The sequence below is a fragment of the Verrucomicrobium sp. genome, from assembly GCA_028283855.1.
GTDB lineage: Bacteria > Verrucomicrobiota > Verrucomicrobiia > Methylacidiphilales > GAS474 > GAS474.
In genome coordinates this window covers 276860-290808 of sequence record JAPWJX010000003.1, presented here as the reverse complement: position 1 = coordinate 290808, position 13949 = coordinate 276860, and the positions used below count along the sequence as shown (strand labels likewise).

Sequence of the window (13949 nt, the reverse complement as noted above, 5' to 3'; positions counted from 1 at the left end):
CCTGACCGGCGGCATGGACTGGAGCGGCATGAGCCTGGTCGACGCGGACAACCCCGGCCTCTCCCAGCTCTCCGGCCAGCTCTACGCCTTCAATCCCGCCATGCAATCCGACACGGCGACCATGACCGACACGCCCGACCAGGTGGGCGGGGACGACCCGCTCCTGCGCCGCTGGGGCACCTTCGTCACCGGCAACGCCATCCTGGCCAGCCAGTCGGCCACCGCCACCCAGAACGCGGTCGACACCACCACGGTCGACTTCACCGTGGGCACCGACTACCGCCTGAGCAAGGAATGGACGATCGGCTTCCTGGGCGGTTACGGCCGGACCACGGCCGATCTCGACTCCCTGGGCAGCCGCCTGGCGATGAACAACTACCGTTTCGGCCCCTACGGCAGCTACACCCGGGGCGATTGGTACATCAACGGCCGGGGCTACTACGGCTTCAACGTCGGTACCGTCACCCGCGCCGTGCCCATCACCAACGCCGTGGCCCAGGGCAAGCCGGACGGCGACCAATACGGTGTTGCCTTCGATACCGGCTACAAGTTCCACGCGGGCAACCTGACCTACGGCCCGGTCCTGGGCGGCCAATACACCCACATCAACATCGGCTCCTATATGGAAACCGGCGCCGGGGCCAGCAACCTCCTCATCGGCACCCAAAGCGTCGATTCCTTCGTCGCCAACCTGGGCGGCCGCGTCAGCTACGATTTCCACACCACCTGGCGCCGCCTGACCATCCGCCCGCAGCTCGACGCCTCCTGGCAGCACGAGTGCCTCGACACCTCCCACACCATCGGCGAGGCCTTCGTCGTCCCCGGCACGGGCGCCTTCACCGTCAACGCCAGCGGCCTGCCGCGCGACGCGGCGGTGCTCGGCGGCGGCGTCAGCATGATTCTCAACAGCGGCTCCCTGGTCTTCGTGCGCTACGACGCGCAGATCGGCCAGGAAAACTACTCCGCCCAGAGCATCACGGGCGGCATCCGCATCGTCTACTGATCGGAGCCTAAACCCCGATCCAGAGCGTCCCGTCCCGTTCCTCCACGGGGAAGGTGCGGACCTTCTGTCCCGGGATGTTCGTGCAGTGGCCGTCTTCCAGGCGGAAAACCCACTGGTGCCAGGGACAGGCCACCGTATCCCCCGTCAGCCAGCCCTGGTGGAGCGGCCCGCTGCGGTGGGGGCAAAAGTCGTCGATGGCGTAGACCCCGGTCGCGGTGCGGAAAAGGGCGATCCGCCCTCCCTCCGCCTCCACGCAGCGGGGCTGGCCGGCGGCCAGCTCGGACGCCTTGCACGCCTCGAGCCATTTCATGATAGGATCCTCTTCCGCATGGCCCCTTCTACCGCGCCCGCCCGTCCTTGGCGACTCCTGAGCACCGACCTGGACGGGACCTTGATCGACTTCGAGAAGGGCGTCCCCGCCAATCCCCTTTTCTTCCAGCGCCTGGCCGAATACCGGAAGAAGGGGGAGTTCATCTGGGTTCTCAACACCGGCCGCTGGTGGGACAGCCTGGCCCTGGCCATGGTCGAGCGCGGGTTCCCTTTCTCGCCCGACTGGCTGATTTTAACCGAGCGGGAGGTCTACAAAATCCATGACCACCGCCCCATCGGCGACTACGGCTGGAACCGCCGAGCCACCGCCGTCCACGCGGCGCTCTTCGAGCGGGTCGCCCCGTTCTGGGACCGCCTGCGGGAATTCGTGCGGAGCGAGACCGGTGCGGAGCTTCTGGCCGACGCCTGGTCCCCCGTGGCCATCCGCGCCCGGCACGACCGGGAGATCGAGCGGATCGCCGCCTTCATCGAGGAGGAGATCGCCCGCTGGCCGGAGCTGGCCGTCGTCCGCAACGGGCCTTACTTCCGCTTCTCCCACGTCGATTTCCATAAGGGGGGCTGCCTTGGCTACCTGCAGGGGATCCTCGGCGTCACGCCGGAGGAGACGATCGCCGCGGGCGACCATCACAACGACTTGCCGATGCTGGAGACGCGCTACGCCCACGGCCTCATTTGCCCGGGCAACGCCATCGGCGAAGTGCAGCGGAAGGTCCGCGCCCAGGGCGGCTACGCGGCCAAGGCCTTTTACGGCGCGGGGGTGATCGAGGGGCTCGACGCGCTCGTCGGCGCGGCGAAATAGGCTATTTCAAGGCCGCCAGCGGGCGAAAGTCTCGATCGCCTCATACTCGGCCAAACCCAGCCGGTCATAGAGCCGGGCCACGTCCCGGGCGGAATCCTCCGGCGGCGCTTCCAGGTGGAGCATCCGTTCCCGCTGGGTTTCGTGGAGGAAGAGGGCCGTCCGCTTATGGAGCAGCTCGCCGGGGCTTAGGGGCACGGCCAGGTCGATCTCGTGCGCCTCCCAGACCCGCCCGGAACCGCCGTAGAGCCAGAGGGCGGCCTTTTCCATCCAGGCCTCCCCGCGCACCCGTTCCCAGGCGCGGCGCAGCGCCTCGAAGGAGAGGCGGCAGGTGCCGTGGGGATCGGCCAGGCCGCCGGAGAGGTAGACCTGATGAGGCTGGAGTTGGGAGAGGAGCGCGGCCAGGGGGGCCACGTCGGCCTCGCCCAGGGGCTGCTTGTTCACCGTGCCCGTCTCATAGAAAGGAAGGTTGAGGAAGTGGAGCCGGTCCTCCGGGAGGCCGGTGAAACGGGCTTCCGCGCGGGCCTCGCCCCGGCGGAGCAGGGCCTTGAGAGCCAGCACCTGCGGGGAATCGGTCTCGTCTTTCTTCCCGTCCAAGGCTTGGCGGAAGGCGTCCCAGGCCGGGCCGGGAGCGGCCTCCTGCGCGGTGTCGACGAAGCGGCGGGCCGCCGTGTCGCTCACCCCCAGGCTGCCGCTGGTCTGGTAGGCGATGTGGACCTCGTGCCCCTGGGTGACCAGCCGGGAAAGGGTGCCACCCATCGCGGCCGCCGCGTCGTCCGGCCGGGGAGAAAAGACCAGGACCCGCTTGGGGAAGACCTCGTTCTCCCGGTTCGGCTTGCCGCCGGGCCAGCCGGTGATCGTCCGCTGCTGCGCGCGGAAGACGTGGAGGTTGATCTCGTAGGCGGAGCCGTGTTCGGCCAAAAGCTCCTGCAGGCCGCCCTCGTTGTAGTCCTCGTCCGTCAGCTTGAGGATCGGCTTCTTCCGCTGCCCGGCCAGCCAAAGGACGGCGCGGCGCAGGGTGGGGAAATCCCAGGAAAGGCCCAGATCGGCCAGGGCCCCGGCCAGCCACGGCGTCTTCACGCGGGAAAGCTCCGCCGCCGCCTCCGTGTCCAGGACGGCCACGGCATTCTCATGCTCCTGGAGGAAGGAGGCGGGCAGGGCGGGGGAGACGTCCCCCTCCACCGCGGCGCGGACCACCGCCGCCTTGTGCGTGCCGAAGGCCAAAAGGAGGATCCGCCGCGCGCCCAGGATGGTGCGCAGCCCCATGGTGATGGCGCGGCGCGGCACCGCCTGTTCCCCGGCGAAGGCCGGGGCCGCGTCCCGCCGCGTGACGGGGTCCAGGGTGATGAGGCGCGTCACGCTCCGGCGCAGGGAGCCCGGCTCGTTGAAGCCGACGTGGCCGGTCCGGCCGATGCCCAGGAGCTGGAGGTCGATGCCGCCCGCCTCGGCGATCGCCCGCTCGTAGGCGGCACAGTGGGCGGCCACGTCGCCCCCGGCCAGGGTGCCGTCCGGCACGTGGGTTTGCGCGCGGGGGATGTCGATGCGGGAGAAGAGGTGCTCCTCCATGAACCGCCGGTAGCTCTGCACCGCCTGCGGGGCCATGGGATAATACTCGTCCAGGTTGAAGGTGGTGACGTGGCGGAAGGAAAGGCCCTCTTCCTTGTGCAGGCGGACCAGCTCCCGGTAGACGCCGATCGGCGTGGAGCCGGTGGCCAGCCCCAGCACGGTGCGCTCCCCCGCGGCCTCCCGGCGGCGGATGAGGGCGGCGATCTCGGCGGCGGCGGCGCGGGCGGCGGCTTCCGGATCGGGGAAGAGGACGGTGGGGATCTTTTCCCAGCGGCTGCCCGCGGGATCGCCTTTGAGGAGGGGGTCGGTCATGTGAGGAAGGGTTCTTAAAAAACGGCGGGGAGCTGGAGGGCGTCGTGGAGGCGGCGCAGGTAGTCGTCCCGGGCGATCTCGACCGCGCCGAGCGAGCGGGTGAGCGGCGTGGCCACCTGGGTGTCGAAGAGGGCGAAGCCCCGGGATCGCAGGTGCTCCATGAGGAAGGCCAGGGCGATTTTCGAGGCGTCGGTCACCCGGTGGAACATCGATTCCCCGGCGAAGAACCCGCCCAGGGCGACGCCATAGAGGCCGCCTGCCAGGGCGTCCCCCTCCCACACCTCCACGCTGTGGGCCACGCCCTGGCGGTGCAGCTCCTTATAGGCCAGGACGAAACGCGGGGAGATCCAGGTCTCCTCCCGGCCCGGGGCGGGTGCGGCGCACCCGGCGATGACGGCGGCGAAGGCACGGTCCCGCGTGATGTGGAAGCGGTTCTGGCGCATCTTCTGCGCCAGGCGGCGGGGGGGCTGGAAGGTTTTCAGCTCGAAAATCGCGCGCGGGTGAGGGGACCACCAGGTGACGGGGTTGTCCGTCCAGGGGAAGATGCCGCGCCGGTAGGCGTCGACGAGGCGTTCGGGGGAAAGGTCGCCCCCCACGGCCAGGAGGCCGTCGGGGCGGGCCTGGCCGGGATCGGGAAATCCGCCCCGGACCGCATCGAGGAGGGTGACCGCCACCCTGGTACTATGGGGCGGTTTTGGGGGAGGGCAAGGGGGTAGGAAAACCTAGGCTTTTGCCCGCCGCTCAAACTCGGCCATCATCCGGCGACCTTCCTCCAGCTCATGGAGGGTGGCGCGGCTGCGTTGGTAGTAGCGCTCCAGGGTGGAGAGGAACTCCTCCATGTCGGCCCGGTCGGGCTTGCGGTCGTAGTCCCAGCGCTCGGCGCCCTGTTCTTTAAACTGGAATTTGAACTTCTTGCCGAAGTAGACGACGCGCACCTCGTAGCGGGTGCCGTCTTCCCGCCGCGTCTTCCAGTTGAGGTCGCGGCGCATGGGCCGGGGGGAGAAAGGAAAAAGGAAGGAAAAGCCCGGGCTTAGAGGTAGCCCTGGGCCTCCATTTCCTTCTTCACCGCTTCGGCCTCGGCCTGGCGCTCGCCGTGCTTCTTTTCTTTCCAGGTCTGGTAGGACTTGCCGTCGGCGGTGTCCCGGCCGGAGAAGGTGATGCCGGCGATGTCGACGTAGGGGAGGTTCTGGGGAACCTCCTGCCCCTTCACCAGCATCTGCACGGTGGGGGGCTTCCCGTCCGCGTTGCGGTTGAAGAGGTAGCCTTCCATCGTGGCGCCGCTCTGCAGGTGCAGGGTGATGTCGCCCCGGTAGTCGAAGGCGGCGTCGATGACCTGGCGGCGCTCGGCGTCGTTGGCGAAGGTGAAGGCCGAGCCCGGGACGGGCTGGATCGGTGCGGGAATGGAGTCGACGGCGTTCGGCATAGGTTTTAGCGGGTGGGGGCCAGGGTGGCGCGCACCGTCCGGGCGAAGCCGGCCAGCGAGCTGAAGGTGTCGTCCACGGAGGAGGCCTCGTAGCCGCAGTGCACCATGCAGTCGGCGCACTTCGCGTTGCCGCTCTTGTGGCCGTAGTTTTCCCAGGCGGTGTCCTCGATCAGCTCCTTGAAGGTGCTGACGTAGCCTTCCTGGAGGAGGTAGCAGGGCTTCTGCCAGCCGAAGATGTTGTACGTCGGGTTGCCCCACGGGGTGCACTCGTAGTCGATGTGGCCCTGGAGGAATTCCAGGAAGAGCGGGGAGAGGTTGAAGCGCCAGCTCTTCTTGCGGTCCTTGAGGATCTCGCGGAAGAGCTTCTGGGTCTTCTCCCGGTGGAGGAAGTGCTCCTGGTCCGGCGCCTTCTGGTAGCTGTAGCCGGGGGAGAGCATCATGCCTTCGACGTTGAGCTTCATCATCTCGTCGAAAAACTTGCGGACGCGCTCGGGGTTGGCCCCGTCGAAAAGGGTGGTGTTGGTGGTCACGCGGAAGCCGCGCTTGACCGCCTCCTTGATGCCTTCCAGGGCGGTCTCGTAGACGCCGTCGCGGCACACGGCCTCGTCGTGGTCTTCCTTGCCGCCGTCCATGTGGACGCTGAAGGTCAGGTATTTGCTGGGCGTGAAGAGATCGAGCTTCTTCTTGAGGAGAAGGGCGTTCGTGCAGAGGTAGATGTACTTCTTGCGCTCCACGAGGCCGGCCACGATCTGGTCGATCTCATTGTGGATCAAGGGCTCGCCGCCCGGGATGCTGACCATGGGGGCGCCGCATTCGTCGGCCGCCGCCCAGCACTGCTCGGGGGTCAGGCGCTTGTTGAGGAATGTGGTCGGGATATTGGATCTTGCCGCAGCCGGCGCAGGCCAGATTGCAACGAAAGAGGGGCTCCAGCATGAGCACCAGCGGATACCGCTTATTGCCGGAAAGTTTCTGCTTGAGGACGTAGCTGGCAACCGTCCAAGCCTGAGAAATAGGAACCATAGTGGGGGTCGATGGTATCGACCCCCGTTCTTTTGTCAACGCCGCGTACGAGCGGGGTTTACCTAGAAGGCGTGGAGGAAGCCGTAAAGCAGGAAGGCGGCGCCCCCCGCTCCAAATACCAGGGCCACAATAAGATAGCGCCGCCTTTTGGTCAGGACGGAAATCGCCGCGATAGAGATGGCCACCTGGAGGAAGGTGACCGCTTTGGCGTACGTTTCATGCCGGGCGAAGGAGGCGCGGGACTCTTTTTCATGTTCCTCCCCCTCCTTTTTGATTTCCGCCTGCTCTTCCTTGTACTGCTCGATTTTCTTTTCCAGAGCCTCGTCCGGCTGCTTTCCGGCGGCGACTAGGAGGTCGCTGCGGGTTTGGGCGATGGCCGACTTGATCCCCTTGGCCTGGTAGTAGCCCCATTGGTCGGAGGCATGGAGCTGTTCCAGCATCGCCTCGTTGGCGCTGCCGCCGGAGAGCAGGGCGGCGACTGCGGCGCAGGCTGAAAGAATGGCCGTCATCAAGGCGACCCAGGAAACCCATCCCGGTCCCCCGCCGTGCTGGGCGTGGTGGTGGATATGCTCTTGCGTCTGCTCGGTCAGGCCTTCGATCTCTTCCATATATAAAGGAGCCGGAATATGTACCGGCCGGAGGCGGGAAGAAAAGAGGAAAAAGGGACCTTTCTTGACCCGAAAGGGAAACAAACTATGCTCACGCCCTTTCATGAACGCCCCCGTCACCGACCCTCATCTGGTACGGGATATTGCCCTTCTTTTCGTCCTGGTGGCGGCCAACGCCTACTTCGTCGCCACGGAATTCGCCATCGTCCGCGTCCGGGCCACCCAGCTCCGTCCCCTGGCCAAGAAGGGGAATTGGCGCGCCCGCATCGCGTATCGGGTGACCCAAAACTTGGACCGCTTCATCTCCGCCGGGCAGCTGGGGGTCACCTTCACCAGCCTGGGCCTGGGATGGGTCGGGGAGGGGATGGCCGAGCCCCTGGTCGACGCCTATTTCCCCCATCTGGGGCCGGGCCATGAGAAGCTCCTGGCCTTTATCTCCTTCCTGGTGGCCTTCGGCATCACGGCGGCCCTTCACATTGTCCTGGGAGAACTGGTGCCGAAGCGGATCGCCCTGCAGCGGCCCCGGACGGTCATTCTTTGGTTCACCCCGCCGCTGGTCCTTTTCTATTACGTCTTCATGCCGTTCATCTGGGTCCTGCGGACCTCGGCCAACTTGATCCTTCGCATTTTGGGCACGACTCCCTCCCGGGACGAGCACGGCTTCACCCCGGAAGAGCTGCGGGACGTGCTCCTGACCTCCACCCACGAGCACCCCTCCGACGTCCTCATCAACCAGATCATGATCAAGGCGCTCCGGCTCAAGGAGACGACCGCCGCGCAGATCATGGTCCCGCGGGACCACGTGATCACCCTGCGGGCGGACGCCACCTTCCAGGAGAACCTGGCGGTCGTGCAGCGCAGCGGCTACAGCCGCTTCCCCGTCTGCGCGGCGGACGGCGTCCACGTCGTCGGCGTCGTCCTGGTCGCCGAGCTGCTGTGGCAATACCAGGCCCTGGGAACCCAGACGATCCTCGACCCCCTGGTCCGCCCCGTCCTGACCTTCCTGCCCAAGACGAAGCTGCCGACGATGCTCGAGCTCTTCCGCAAGTCCCGCAGCCACCTGGCCGTCGTGGTCGACGGGGAGGACCGCCTGGTCGGCCTGGTCAGCTTCGAGGACGTGTTGGAGGAGCTGGTCGGCGACATTCGCGACGAGTTCGACATCGAGAAAGGCCCCTTCTACGAGCTGAGCGAAAACGCCGTCCTGGTCGATGCCGGCATCCCCATCCGTGACCTGGCCAACGAGACCGGCTGGACCGCCTTGCCGACGGAGAGCGCCCAAACCGTCCGGGAATGGGCCATCGACCGCTACGGACGCCCCCCGGCCAAGCGCGAGCAGGTCGATGTCGACGGCCTGCGCCTCATCGCGGAAGACGTGGGGGGCCAGGGCCTGCGCCGCCTCCGCCTCCTGCGGCTGGAGGGCGGGCAGGGGGCCGCCCCCGACGAGGCGGGAATGATCTAAAGTTCGCGGCCCCTCCCATTTGACAAGGGCGCTTTCCCGAGGATGTTAAGGGATCGAGCGCGGTTCTCCCCCCGCCTGCGCGCGGAAGGAGAGCCCGCCATGATCCAGCCCCGGTCCCGCAGAAAAATCCGCTACGCCGTCGTCGGCGTGGGAAACATCGCCCAGGTGGCGGTGCTGCCCGCCTTCGCCCAGGCGCGGGAAAACTCCGAGCTGGCCACCTTCTTCCACGGGGATCCGGCCCACCGCGACCCTCTCCTCAAGAAATACCGCCTGAAGGCGGCCTACGCGTACGGGGACTTTGAAAAGGGGCTGGAAGAGCAGCAGGTCGATGCCGTCTACATCGCCCTGCCGAACCATCTCCACTGCGAATACGCCGTGCGGGCGGCCCGAGCGGGCGCCCACGTCCTGTGCGAGAAGCCGCTCTCCGTCACCCGCGCCGAGGCCAGGAAGATCATCGACGCGGCGCACCGCTACGGCGTGAAGCTGATGACGGCCTATCGTCTCCACTTCGAGCGGGCCAACCTCTCCGCCGTCGAGCTGGTCCGCTCCGGAAAACTGGGCGACCCCCGCCTCTTCAGCTCCGTCTTCACCATGCAGGTCCGGGAAGGGGACATCCGCACCAAGCGCGCGATGGGCGGCGGCACCGTCTACGACATCGGCGTCTACTGCATCAACGCCGCCCGCTCCTTTTTCCAGGCGGAGCCGGTCGAGGCCTTCGCCTTTACCGCCCGCCGCGGAGGGGACCGCCGCTTCCGGGAAATCGACGAGATGACCGGCGCCCTCCTGCGCTTCCCCGGAGAGCGGCTGGCCGCCTTCACCACCAGCTTCGGCGCGGCCGACGAGTCGTGCTACGAGGTCGTCGGCACGGAGGGAAAACTCGTCGTCGAGAACGGCTACGATTACACCGCCCCGCCCCGCCACGCCCTGACCGTCGGCGGGAAAACCCGGGTGAAAACCTTCGCCCGCCGCGACCAGTTCGCCCCGGAGCTGCTCTATTTCTCCCGCTGCATCCTGGAGGACCTGGAGCCGGAGCCCTCCGGCATGGAGGGGCTCATCGACGTTGAGATCGTCGAGGCGCTCTACCGCTCCGCGCGGGAAGGGCGGCCCATCCCCCTGCGCCTGCCCAAGAAACGGCTGCGCCCGCGCGGCCATCTGCGCATCGACCGGCCCCGCATCCGCCCGCCGCGCCTGGTCGCCGCGCCGCCTCCTTCCCGATGAGAATCGATCCGGAGCGGAAATGGGCCGGACTCCTGGTCCCGGCCTTCGCCCTGCGGCGGAAGGGGGATGCGGGCATCGGCGACACCCTGGCTGTGCGGGAGGCGGTCGACTTCTGCGCGGAGATGGGATTTGCCTTCCTGCAGATCCTTCCCATCCATGAGACGATCGGCGACCACAGCCCCTACAACCCCGTCAGCTCCGCCGCCCTCTCCCCGGCCCTCCTGGCCCTGACGGAGGAGGAGGTGCCGGGCCTCATCCCGCGCGAGCGGCTGGAGCGGGCCGCTCCGGCGGCCTGGCTGGAGCGGCTCCGCCAGGGGCGCGTGAAGTACAACTCGGTCCTGCCGCTGAAGATCCACGTCCTGCTGGCCAGCTACCGCCACTTTCTCAACACCCAACCGGCGGAGAGCCCGCCGGCCCGGGAGTTCGCCCGTTTCCAAAAGGAAAACGCCTCCTGGCTGCCCGCCTACACGCTTTTCCGCCTCCTGGCCTGGGAGTATGAGGGCAACGCCAACTGGACCGAATGGCGCCCCGAGCACCAAAAGCCGGCCACGGCGGAGAACTGGCTGAGCCAGGCGCCGGAGCGCGCCATCCTCCAGGAGACGCGGGACGGCCTGGCCTACATCCAATGGGTCGCCGCCCGCCAGTGGGGGGCCACGCGCGCCTACGCGGAGAAGCGGGGCGTCCTCCTCATGGGGGAGATGTCCTTCGGCGTCAGCCGCGCCAGCGTCGACGCGTGGAGCCGCCCGGAACTCTTCGACCTGGAGTGGAACATGGGCTCGCCGCCCCTGGGCTCCTTCGACACCAGCGCCGATTCCGAACGCTGGGGGCAGAACTGGGGCTTTCCGCCCTTCCGCTGGGAGAACCACCGCTCGGAAGGCTTCCAATGGCTCAAGGCGCGCCTGGCGCTGGAGCGGCGCTATTTCCACCTCTGCCGCCTGGACCACCTGCGCGGCTACTTCCGCGCCTACATGCTGCCGTGGGCGGGCGGCGCGCAGCACACGGAATTCTCCCGCCTTACCGTGGAGGAGATCCTGGCCCGCACCGGCGGGAAGATGCCCCGCTTCGTCCCCGGGTCCGACGCGGAACCCCACACGGCGCAGATGAACGCGCTGCAGGGGCGGGAGATCCTCTCCGCCCTCCAGGAGGCGGCGGGGGACATGGGCCTGGTGGGAGAGCTGATGGAGGACATGACCGGCTACATGCGGCAGACCGTCGAGGAACTGGCCATGCCGACGCTCTCCTTCATCGAGTTCGACCGGCTGCCGGACAATTCCCTGCGGCCGCTGGCCGCCCGCCGCGTTTTGAGCATGGCCGCCTACGGCACGCACGACCACGCGCCGCTGGCCGCCTACTACAAGCACCTGGCGGAGGGAGCCCGCACCCCCGGCAGCTTCGCCGCGGGCGATTTGAAAAACCTCCTTTCCCTGGTGGGCTGGAATCCGGAGACGCCCGCGCCGGAGGCGCTCGACACCCCGTTGCTCGAGGCTTTCCACCGCGCCCTGCTGGAATCCCCGTGCGCGCTGGCGGCGCTCCTATCCAGCGACATGCTGGGAAACCTCCAGCGCTTCAACCTGCCCGGCAGCTACGGCTCCGGCACCTGGGCGGAGCGGCTGGAGATGCCGCTGGAGGACTACCGGCGGCACGAGGTCTACGGTCCCCGGCTGGAGGCCCTGCGCCGACTGCTGGCGGCCAGCGGCCGCGCCCCGCGGAAAGAAATTTCGCGGCCGGAGCCGGCCTTGGCCCGCGCCGCCTAAAAAGCGAAAGGGCCCAGGCTGAATCGCCGTTCAGAAAGGGGAGCGGAAAGCGTTTTATTCGACGTCGAGGTCGGCCAGCGCCCGCGAGGCCTCGTCGAAGGCCTGGCGCAGTTCCTTGGACGCCAGGGCGACGGCGTCGGTCGCCTCATGGATCAGGCCCGCCATGCCGAAGAACTCGTGCGTCACCCCCTCGTAAATCTTGAGAGTCACGGGGACGTCGGCCTCGGCCATCTTCACGGCGTAGGCCTCCCCGTCGCTTCGCAAGGGGTCGATCTGGGCCAGGATGACGGTGGCGGGCGGCAGCCCCGCCGTCTCGCCGTAAAGGGGGGAGATATAGGGATGGCTGCGGTCTTCCCGCTCCGGCACGTAATGGCCGTAGAACCAGCGGAGCATGGCGCGGTTGAGGGGGCGGGCCTCCGCGTTCTCCTCCGCGGAGGGGCTTTCGATCCCGTGGAGCAGGTCGGTGACGGGATAGATGAGGAGCTGATGGAGCGGCAGCTGCGCCTCCTTGTCCCGCGCGATCTGGGAGACGACGGCGGCCAGATTGCCCCCCGCGCTCTCCCCCGCCACGGCGATCCGGTTCGGGTCGGCGTCGAGGCCCGGGGCATGGGCCGCCGCCCACTCGAAGGCGGCGTAGGCGTCCTTCATCGCGGCGGGCCAGGGATGCTCCGGAGCCTGCCGGTAGTGGACGGCCAGGACCATGGCCTCCGCGCCGTTGCAGAGCGCGCGGCAGGAGGCGTCGTAGGTGTCTAGGTTGGCCAGGACCCAGCCGCCGCCGTGGAAGTAGACGACAAGCGGCCAGCCTTCCTCCGGGGCTTCCCCCTTCGGCGTGTAAAGGCGGGCCACGAGGCGGCCCTCCGCCGTGGGAATGAGGAGGTGGCGCGTCTCCCCCACCGGCAGCGGCAGCGGAGCCAGCGCCTTCTTGGTGAAATGCTGGCCGTAATAGGCGATCGCGGCGCGGTCCGGCAGCGGGATCAGGCGGGCCTGCTCCGGGGTGAGCGTCTCGATGGGCAGAGGCCCCATCGCCGTGTGCGCGTCCAGGATGGCCTGCATGGCGGCGTTCGGCTTGGCGGGCTGTATGGAGGAGGAGGCATTCATGGAAAAAGAAAAGAGGGACGGCATCGTGAAATGCCGTCCCCCTTGGGTTGAGGTTTAGGAGATGGGAATCATGACGTTGAGCTTCTCGGAGGCGGCGGTCAGCTTTTTGTCGGTCGCGCCTTCCTCGTCGAGGGTCTGCTGGAGCATTTTCTGCGCGACGCCGTCGCCCAAAAGGCCCGCGTAGGTGCGGACGGTTCCGTAGCCGGCGATCTCATAATGCTCCACGCGCTGCGCGGCGGCGATGAGGGCGGCGTCCTTCACCTCGGGGGTGGCGTTTTCGGAAATCGCCTCGCCGCCTTCCTTGATGAGGCCTTCCATCGCCTTGCAGGTCTTGCCCTTGGCGCTCTTCCCCATGCGGGAAAGGATCTGTTCCAAGCGGCGGGCGTGGCCCTTTGTCTCCTCCCAGTGGACTTGGAAGCCGCGGCGCAATTCGATATTGTTTGCCGCCTCGGCCATCTTCGGCAGGGCTTCGATCAGCTGCGTTTCGGCGGAGTAAAGGTCCTGCAGCTGCTCCACAAAGAGATCTTCCAGCGTGGTGACCTTATCCTGGCCGGTCATTTTCTCGTAGAGAGCCGTGGCCTTCTCTTTGATCTTTTCGCCTGCGCCAACGTTCTGATTGCGGCGCATGGCATAGTTGGTGTGCGTGCTCATCCCTCCCAGGGGGCATCCTCTGTTCCAGGGAGCCAAAAATATCCGTAACCCATTGGCCCCCAGTAAATTTTAAATAGCTCGGCGGAGGCGCCTGCCTCCTCGTACGGCTGCATTCTGCACAGGGACGGCGCGGGGTGCCGGCGCTTTTGCCTGGGGAGGCAGGGCTGCGATCGAGGCGTATTCCAGCTCTTCCGAAAGAGCCGCCTGCCGGAGGAGCAGCGCGCCCCGGCTCATGTCGCCCCGGCCCAGGAAAGCGGGGGGAAAGAGAAGCCGCGCGCCTAGGGCCGCGCGCAGGATTCCCGTGTATTTGTCCGTAGCCAGGCTCCCCAGGAGGACAAAGGAGGTTTCCGTCCCCGCCTGGGCCGCGGCGGCCGCGAGGCTAGCCTCCAGCGGCCCGCGGTAGCGCGGGTCGGCGGGATCGATCGGCACGCGGGAAAAGCGGGAAAGCTCCCCCAGCCCGACCGGCTCCTGGGCGGGAAGCAGGCCCCGGTTGGAGGTGATGACCAGCGCGGTGCCGAAGTGGGCGGCATACGCGTATTTCCCGCGAAAATAGAGGCCGCTGAGAAAGCTGAAGACCTCCCCCAACGGGACCTTTCCCGCCCGCAACCGCTGGGCCAAAGGGAAATCGGCCTGGGGGTGGAAAAGAAGGGCCGCCCGCCTTCCGTCGAGCCGCGCGGGAGAGAGGAGGAAGGTCGTCGGCATCGGCTCCCC

General features: G+C 67.5%; 15 protein-coding genes. 5 read left to right on the top strand and 10 right to left on the bottom strand.

Annotated elements, in window-relative coordinates; genetic code table 11:
- Positions 1-121 precede the first annotated feature (121 nt).
- Positions 122-1003: an autotransporter outer membrane beta-barrel domain-containing protein gene (locus PW734_02795; GenBank protein MDE1170128.1), complete on the top strand. Its 882-nt coding sequence runs from the start codon at positions 122-124 to the stop codon at positions 1001-1003.
- A 7-nt stretch (positions 1004-1010) separates the two neighbouring features.
- On the opposite strand, the gene nirD is transcribed toward PW734_02795, so the two are convergent.
- Positions 1011-1313: a nitrite reductase small subunit NirD gene (gene nirD, locus PW734_02790; protein MDE1170127.1), complete on the bottom strand. Its 303-nt coding sequence runs from the start codon at positions 1311-1313 to the stop codon at positions 1011-1013.
- 18 nt (positions 1314-1331) lie between these two features.
- Here nirD and PW734_02785 point away from each other — a divergent pair, with 18 nt between their 5' ends.
- The gene (locus tag PW734_02785; protein ID MDE1170126.1) at positions 1332-2132 is read left to right on the top strand and encodes an HAD family hydrolase; all 801 of its coding nucleotides are present in this window, start codon (positions 1332-1334) and stop codon (positions 2130-2132) included.
- A gap of 6 nt (positions 2133-2138) precedes the next feature.
- Here PW734_02785 and PW734_02780 read toward each other — a convergent pair whose 3' ends face one another.
- The 6 genes from PW734_02780 to PW734_02755 form a co-directional block, all read right to left on the bottom strand.
- Positions 2139-4007, bottom strand: a complete 1869-nt coding sequence (locus tag PW734_02780; protein MDE1170125.1) for a 6-phosphogluconolactonase — start codon at positions 4005-4007, stop codon at positions 2139-2141.
- Positions 4008-4021: 14 nt separating this feature from the next.
- Positions 4022-4681 (bottom strand): leucyl/phenylalanyl-tRNA--protein transferase, encoded by a 660-nt coding sequence (gene aat / locus PW734_02775; protein ID MDE1170124.1) that lies wholly within the window; start codon positions 4679-4681, stop codon positions 4022-4024.
- 48 nt (positions 4682-4729) lie between these two features.
- Positions 4730-4996 (bottom strand): hypothetical protein, encoded by a 267-nt coding sequence (locus PW734_02770; protein ID MDE1170123.1) that lies wholly within the window; start codon positions 4994-4996, stop codon positions 4730-4732.
- A 41-nt stretch (positions 4997-5037) separates the two neighbouring features.
- Positions 5038-5430 (bottom strand): hypothetical protein, encoded by a 393-nt coding sequence (locus PW734_02765; GenBank protein MDE1170122.1) that lies wholly within the window; start codon positions 5428-5430, stop codon positions 5038-5040.
- 5 nt (positions 5431-5435) lie between these two features.
- Positions 5436-6422, bottom strand: coding sequence for an adenosyl-hopene transferase HpnH (gene hpnH / locus PW734_02760; protein ID MDE1170121.1), 987 nt, complete (start codon positions 6420-6422; stop codon positions 5436-5438).
- Between the two features lie 90 nt (positions 6423-6512).
- Positions 6513-7058: a DUF4337 domain-containing protein gene (locus PW734_02755; GenBank protein ID MDE1170120.1), complete on the bottom strand. Its 546-nt coding sequence runs from the start codon at positions 7056-7058 to the stop codon at positions 6513-6515.
- A 103-nt stretch (positions 7059-7161) separates the two neighbouring features.
- Here PW734_02755 and PW734_02750 point away from each other — a divergent pair, with 103 nt between their 5' ends.
- From PW734_02750 to PW734_02740, 3 genes are all read left to right on the top strand, one after another.
- The gene (locus PW734_02750; protein MDE1170119.1) at positions 7162-8517 is read left to right on the top strand and encodes a hemolysin family protein; all 1356 of its coding nucleotides are present in this window, start codon (positions 7162-7164) and stop codon (positions 8515-8517) included.
- A 99-nt stretch (positions 8518-8616) separates the two neighbouring features.
- Positions 8617-9735, top strand: a complete 1119-nt coding sequence (locus tag PW734_02745) for a Gfo/Idh/MocA family oxidoreductase (GenBank protein MDE1170118.1) — start codon at positions 8617-8619, stop codon at positions 9733-9735.
- Positions 9732-11489 carry a 4-alpha-glucanotransferase gene (locus tag PW734_02740; GenBank protein ID MDE1170117.1) on the top strand — a complete coding sequence of 586 codons (1758 nt, stop codon included), beginning with the start codon at positions 9732-9734 and terminating at the stop codon, positions 11487-11489. The genes PW734_02745 and PW734_02740 overlap by 4 nt, the downstream gene beginning before the upstream one ends.
- A gap of 54 nt (positions 11490-11543) precedes the next feature.
- Here PW734_02740 and PW734_02735 read toward each other — a convergent pair whose 3' ends face one another.
- The 3 genes from PW734_02735 to PW734_02725 all read right to left on the bottom strand — a co-directional run bounded on the left by PW734_02735 (position 11544) and on the right by PW734_02725 (position 13940).
- Complete coding sequence (locus PW734_02735) at positions 11544-12587, bottom strand: alpha/beta hydrolase (protein MDE1170116.1); 1044 nt, start codon at positions 12585-12587, stop codon at positions 11544-11546.
- 54 nt (positions 12588-12641) lie between these two features.
- Positions 12642-13238, bottom strand: coding sequence for a ferritin-like domain-containing protein (locus tag PW734_02730; protein MDE1170115.1), 597 nt, complete (start codon positions 13236-13238; stop codon positions 12642-12644).
- A 69-nt stretch (positions 13239-13307) separates the two neighbouring features.
- On the bottom strand, positions 13308-13940 hold the full coding sequence (locus tag PW734_02725) for a hypothetical protein (GenBank protein ID MDE1170114.1): 633 nt from the start codon (positions 13938-13940) through the stop codon (positions 13308-13310).
- Between the last annotated feature and the right edge of the window lie 9 nt (positions 13941-13949).

Excerpts from the sequence above, each read along its gene's own strand:
- PW734_02795 (MDE1170128.1), top strand. The coding sequence starts at position 122 with ATGACCGACACGCCCGACCAGGTGGGCGGGGACGACCCGCTCCTGCGC.
- nirD (MDE1170127.1), bottom strand. The coding sequence starts at position 1,313 with ATGAAATGGCTCGAGGCGTGCAAGGCGTCCGAGCTGGCCGCCGGCCAG.
- PW734_02785 (MDE1170126.1), top strand. The coding sequence starts at position 1,332 with ATGGCCCCTTCTACCGCGCCCGCCCGTCCTTGGCGACTCCTGAGCACC.
- PW734_02780 (MDE1170125.1), bottom strand. The coding sequence starts at position 4,007 with ATGACCGACCCCCTCCTCAAAGGCGATCCCGCGGGCAGCCGCTGGGAA.
- PW734_02770 (MDE1170123.1), bottom strand. The coding sequence starts at position 4,996 with ATGCGCCGCGACCTCAACTGGAAGACGCGGCGGGAAGACGGCACCCGC.
- PW734_02765 (MDE1170122.1), bottom strand. The coding sequence starts at position 5,430 with ATGCCGAACGCCGTCGACTCCATTCCCGCACCGATCCAGCCCGTCCCG.
- PW734_02755 (MDE1170120.1), bottom strand. The coding sequence starts at position 7,058 with ATGGAAGAGATCGAAGGCCTGACCGAGCAGACGCAAGAGCATATCCAC.
- PW734_02750 (MDE1170119.1), top strand. The coding sequence starts at position 7,162 with ATGAACGCCCCCGTCACCGACCCTCATCTGGTACGGGATATTGCCCTT.
- PW734_02745 (MDE1170118.1), top strand. The coding sequence starts at position 8,617 with ATGATCCAGCCCCGGTCCCGCAGAAAAATCCGCTACGCCGTCGTCGGC.
- PW734_02740 (MDE1170117.1), top strand. The coding sequence starts at position 9,732 with ATGAGAATCGATCCGGAGCGGAAATGGGCCGGACTCCTGGTCCCGGCC.
- PW734_02735 (MDE1170116.1), bottom strand. The coding sequence starts at position 12,587 with ATGAATGCCTCCTCCTCCATACAGCCCGCCAAGCCGAACGCCGCCATG.
- PW734_02730 (MDE1170115.1), bottom strand. The coding sequence starts at position 13,238 with ATGAGCACGCACACCAACTATGCCATGCGCCGCAATCAGAACGTTGGC.
- PW734_02725 (MDE1170114.1), bottom strand. The coding sequence starts at position 13,940 with ATGCCGACGACCTTCCTCCTCTCTCCCGCGCGGCTCGACGGAAGGCGG.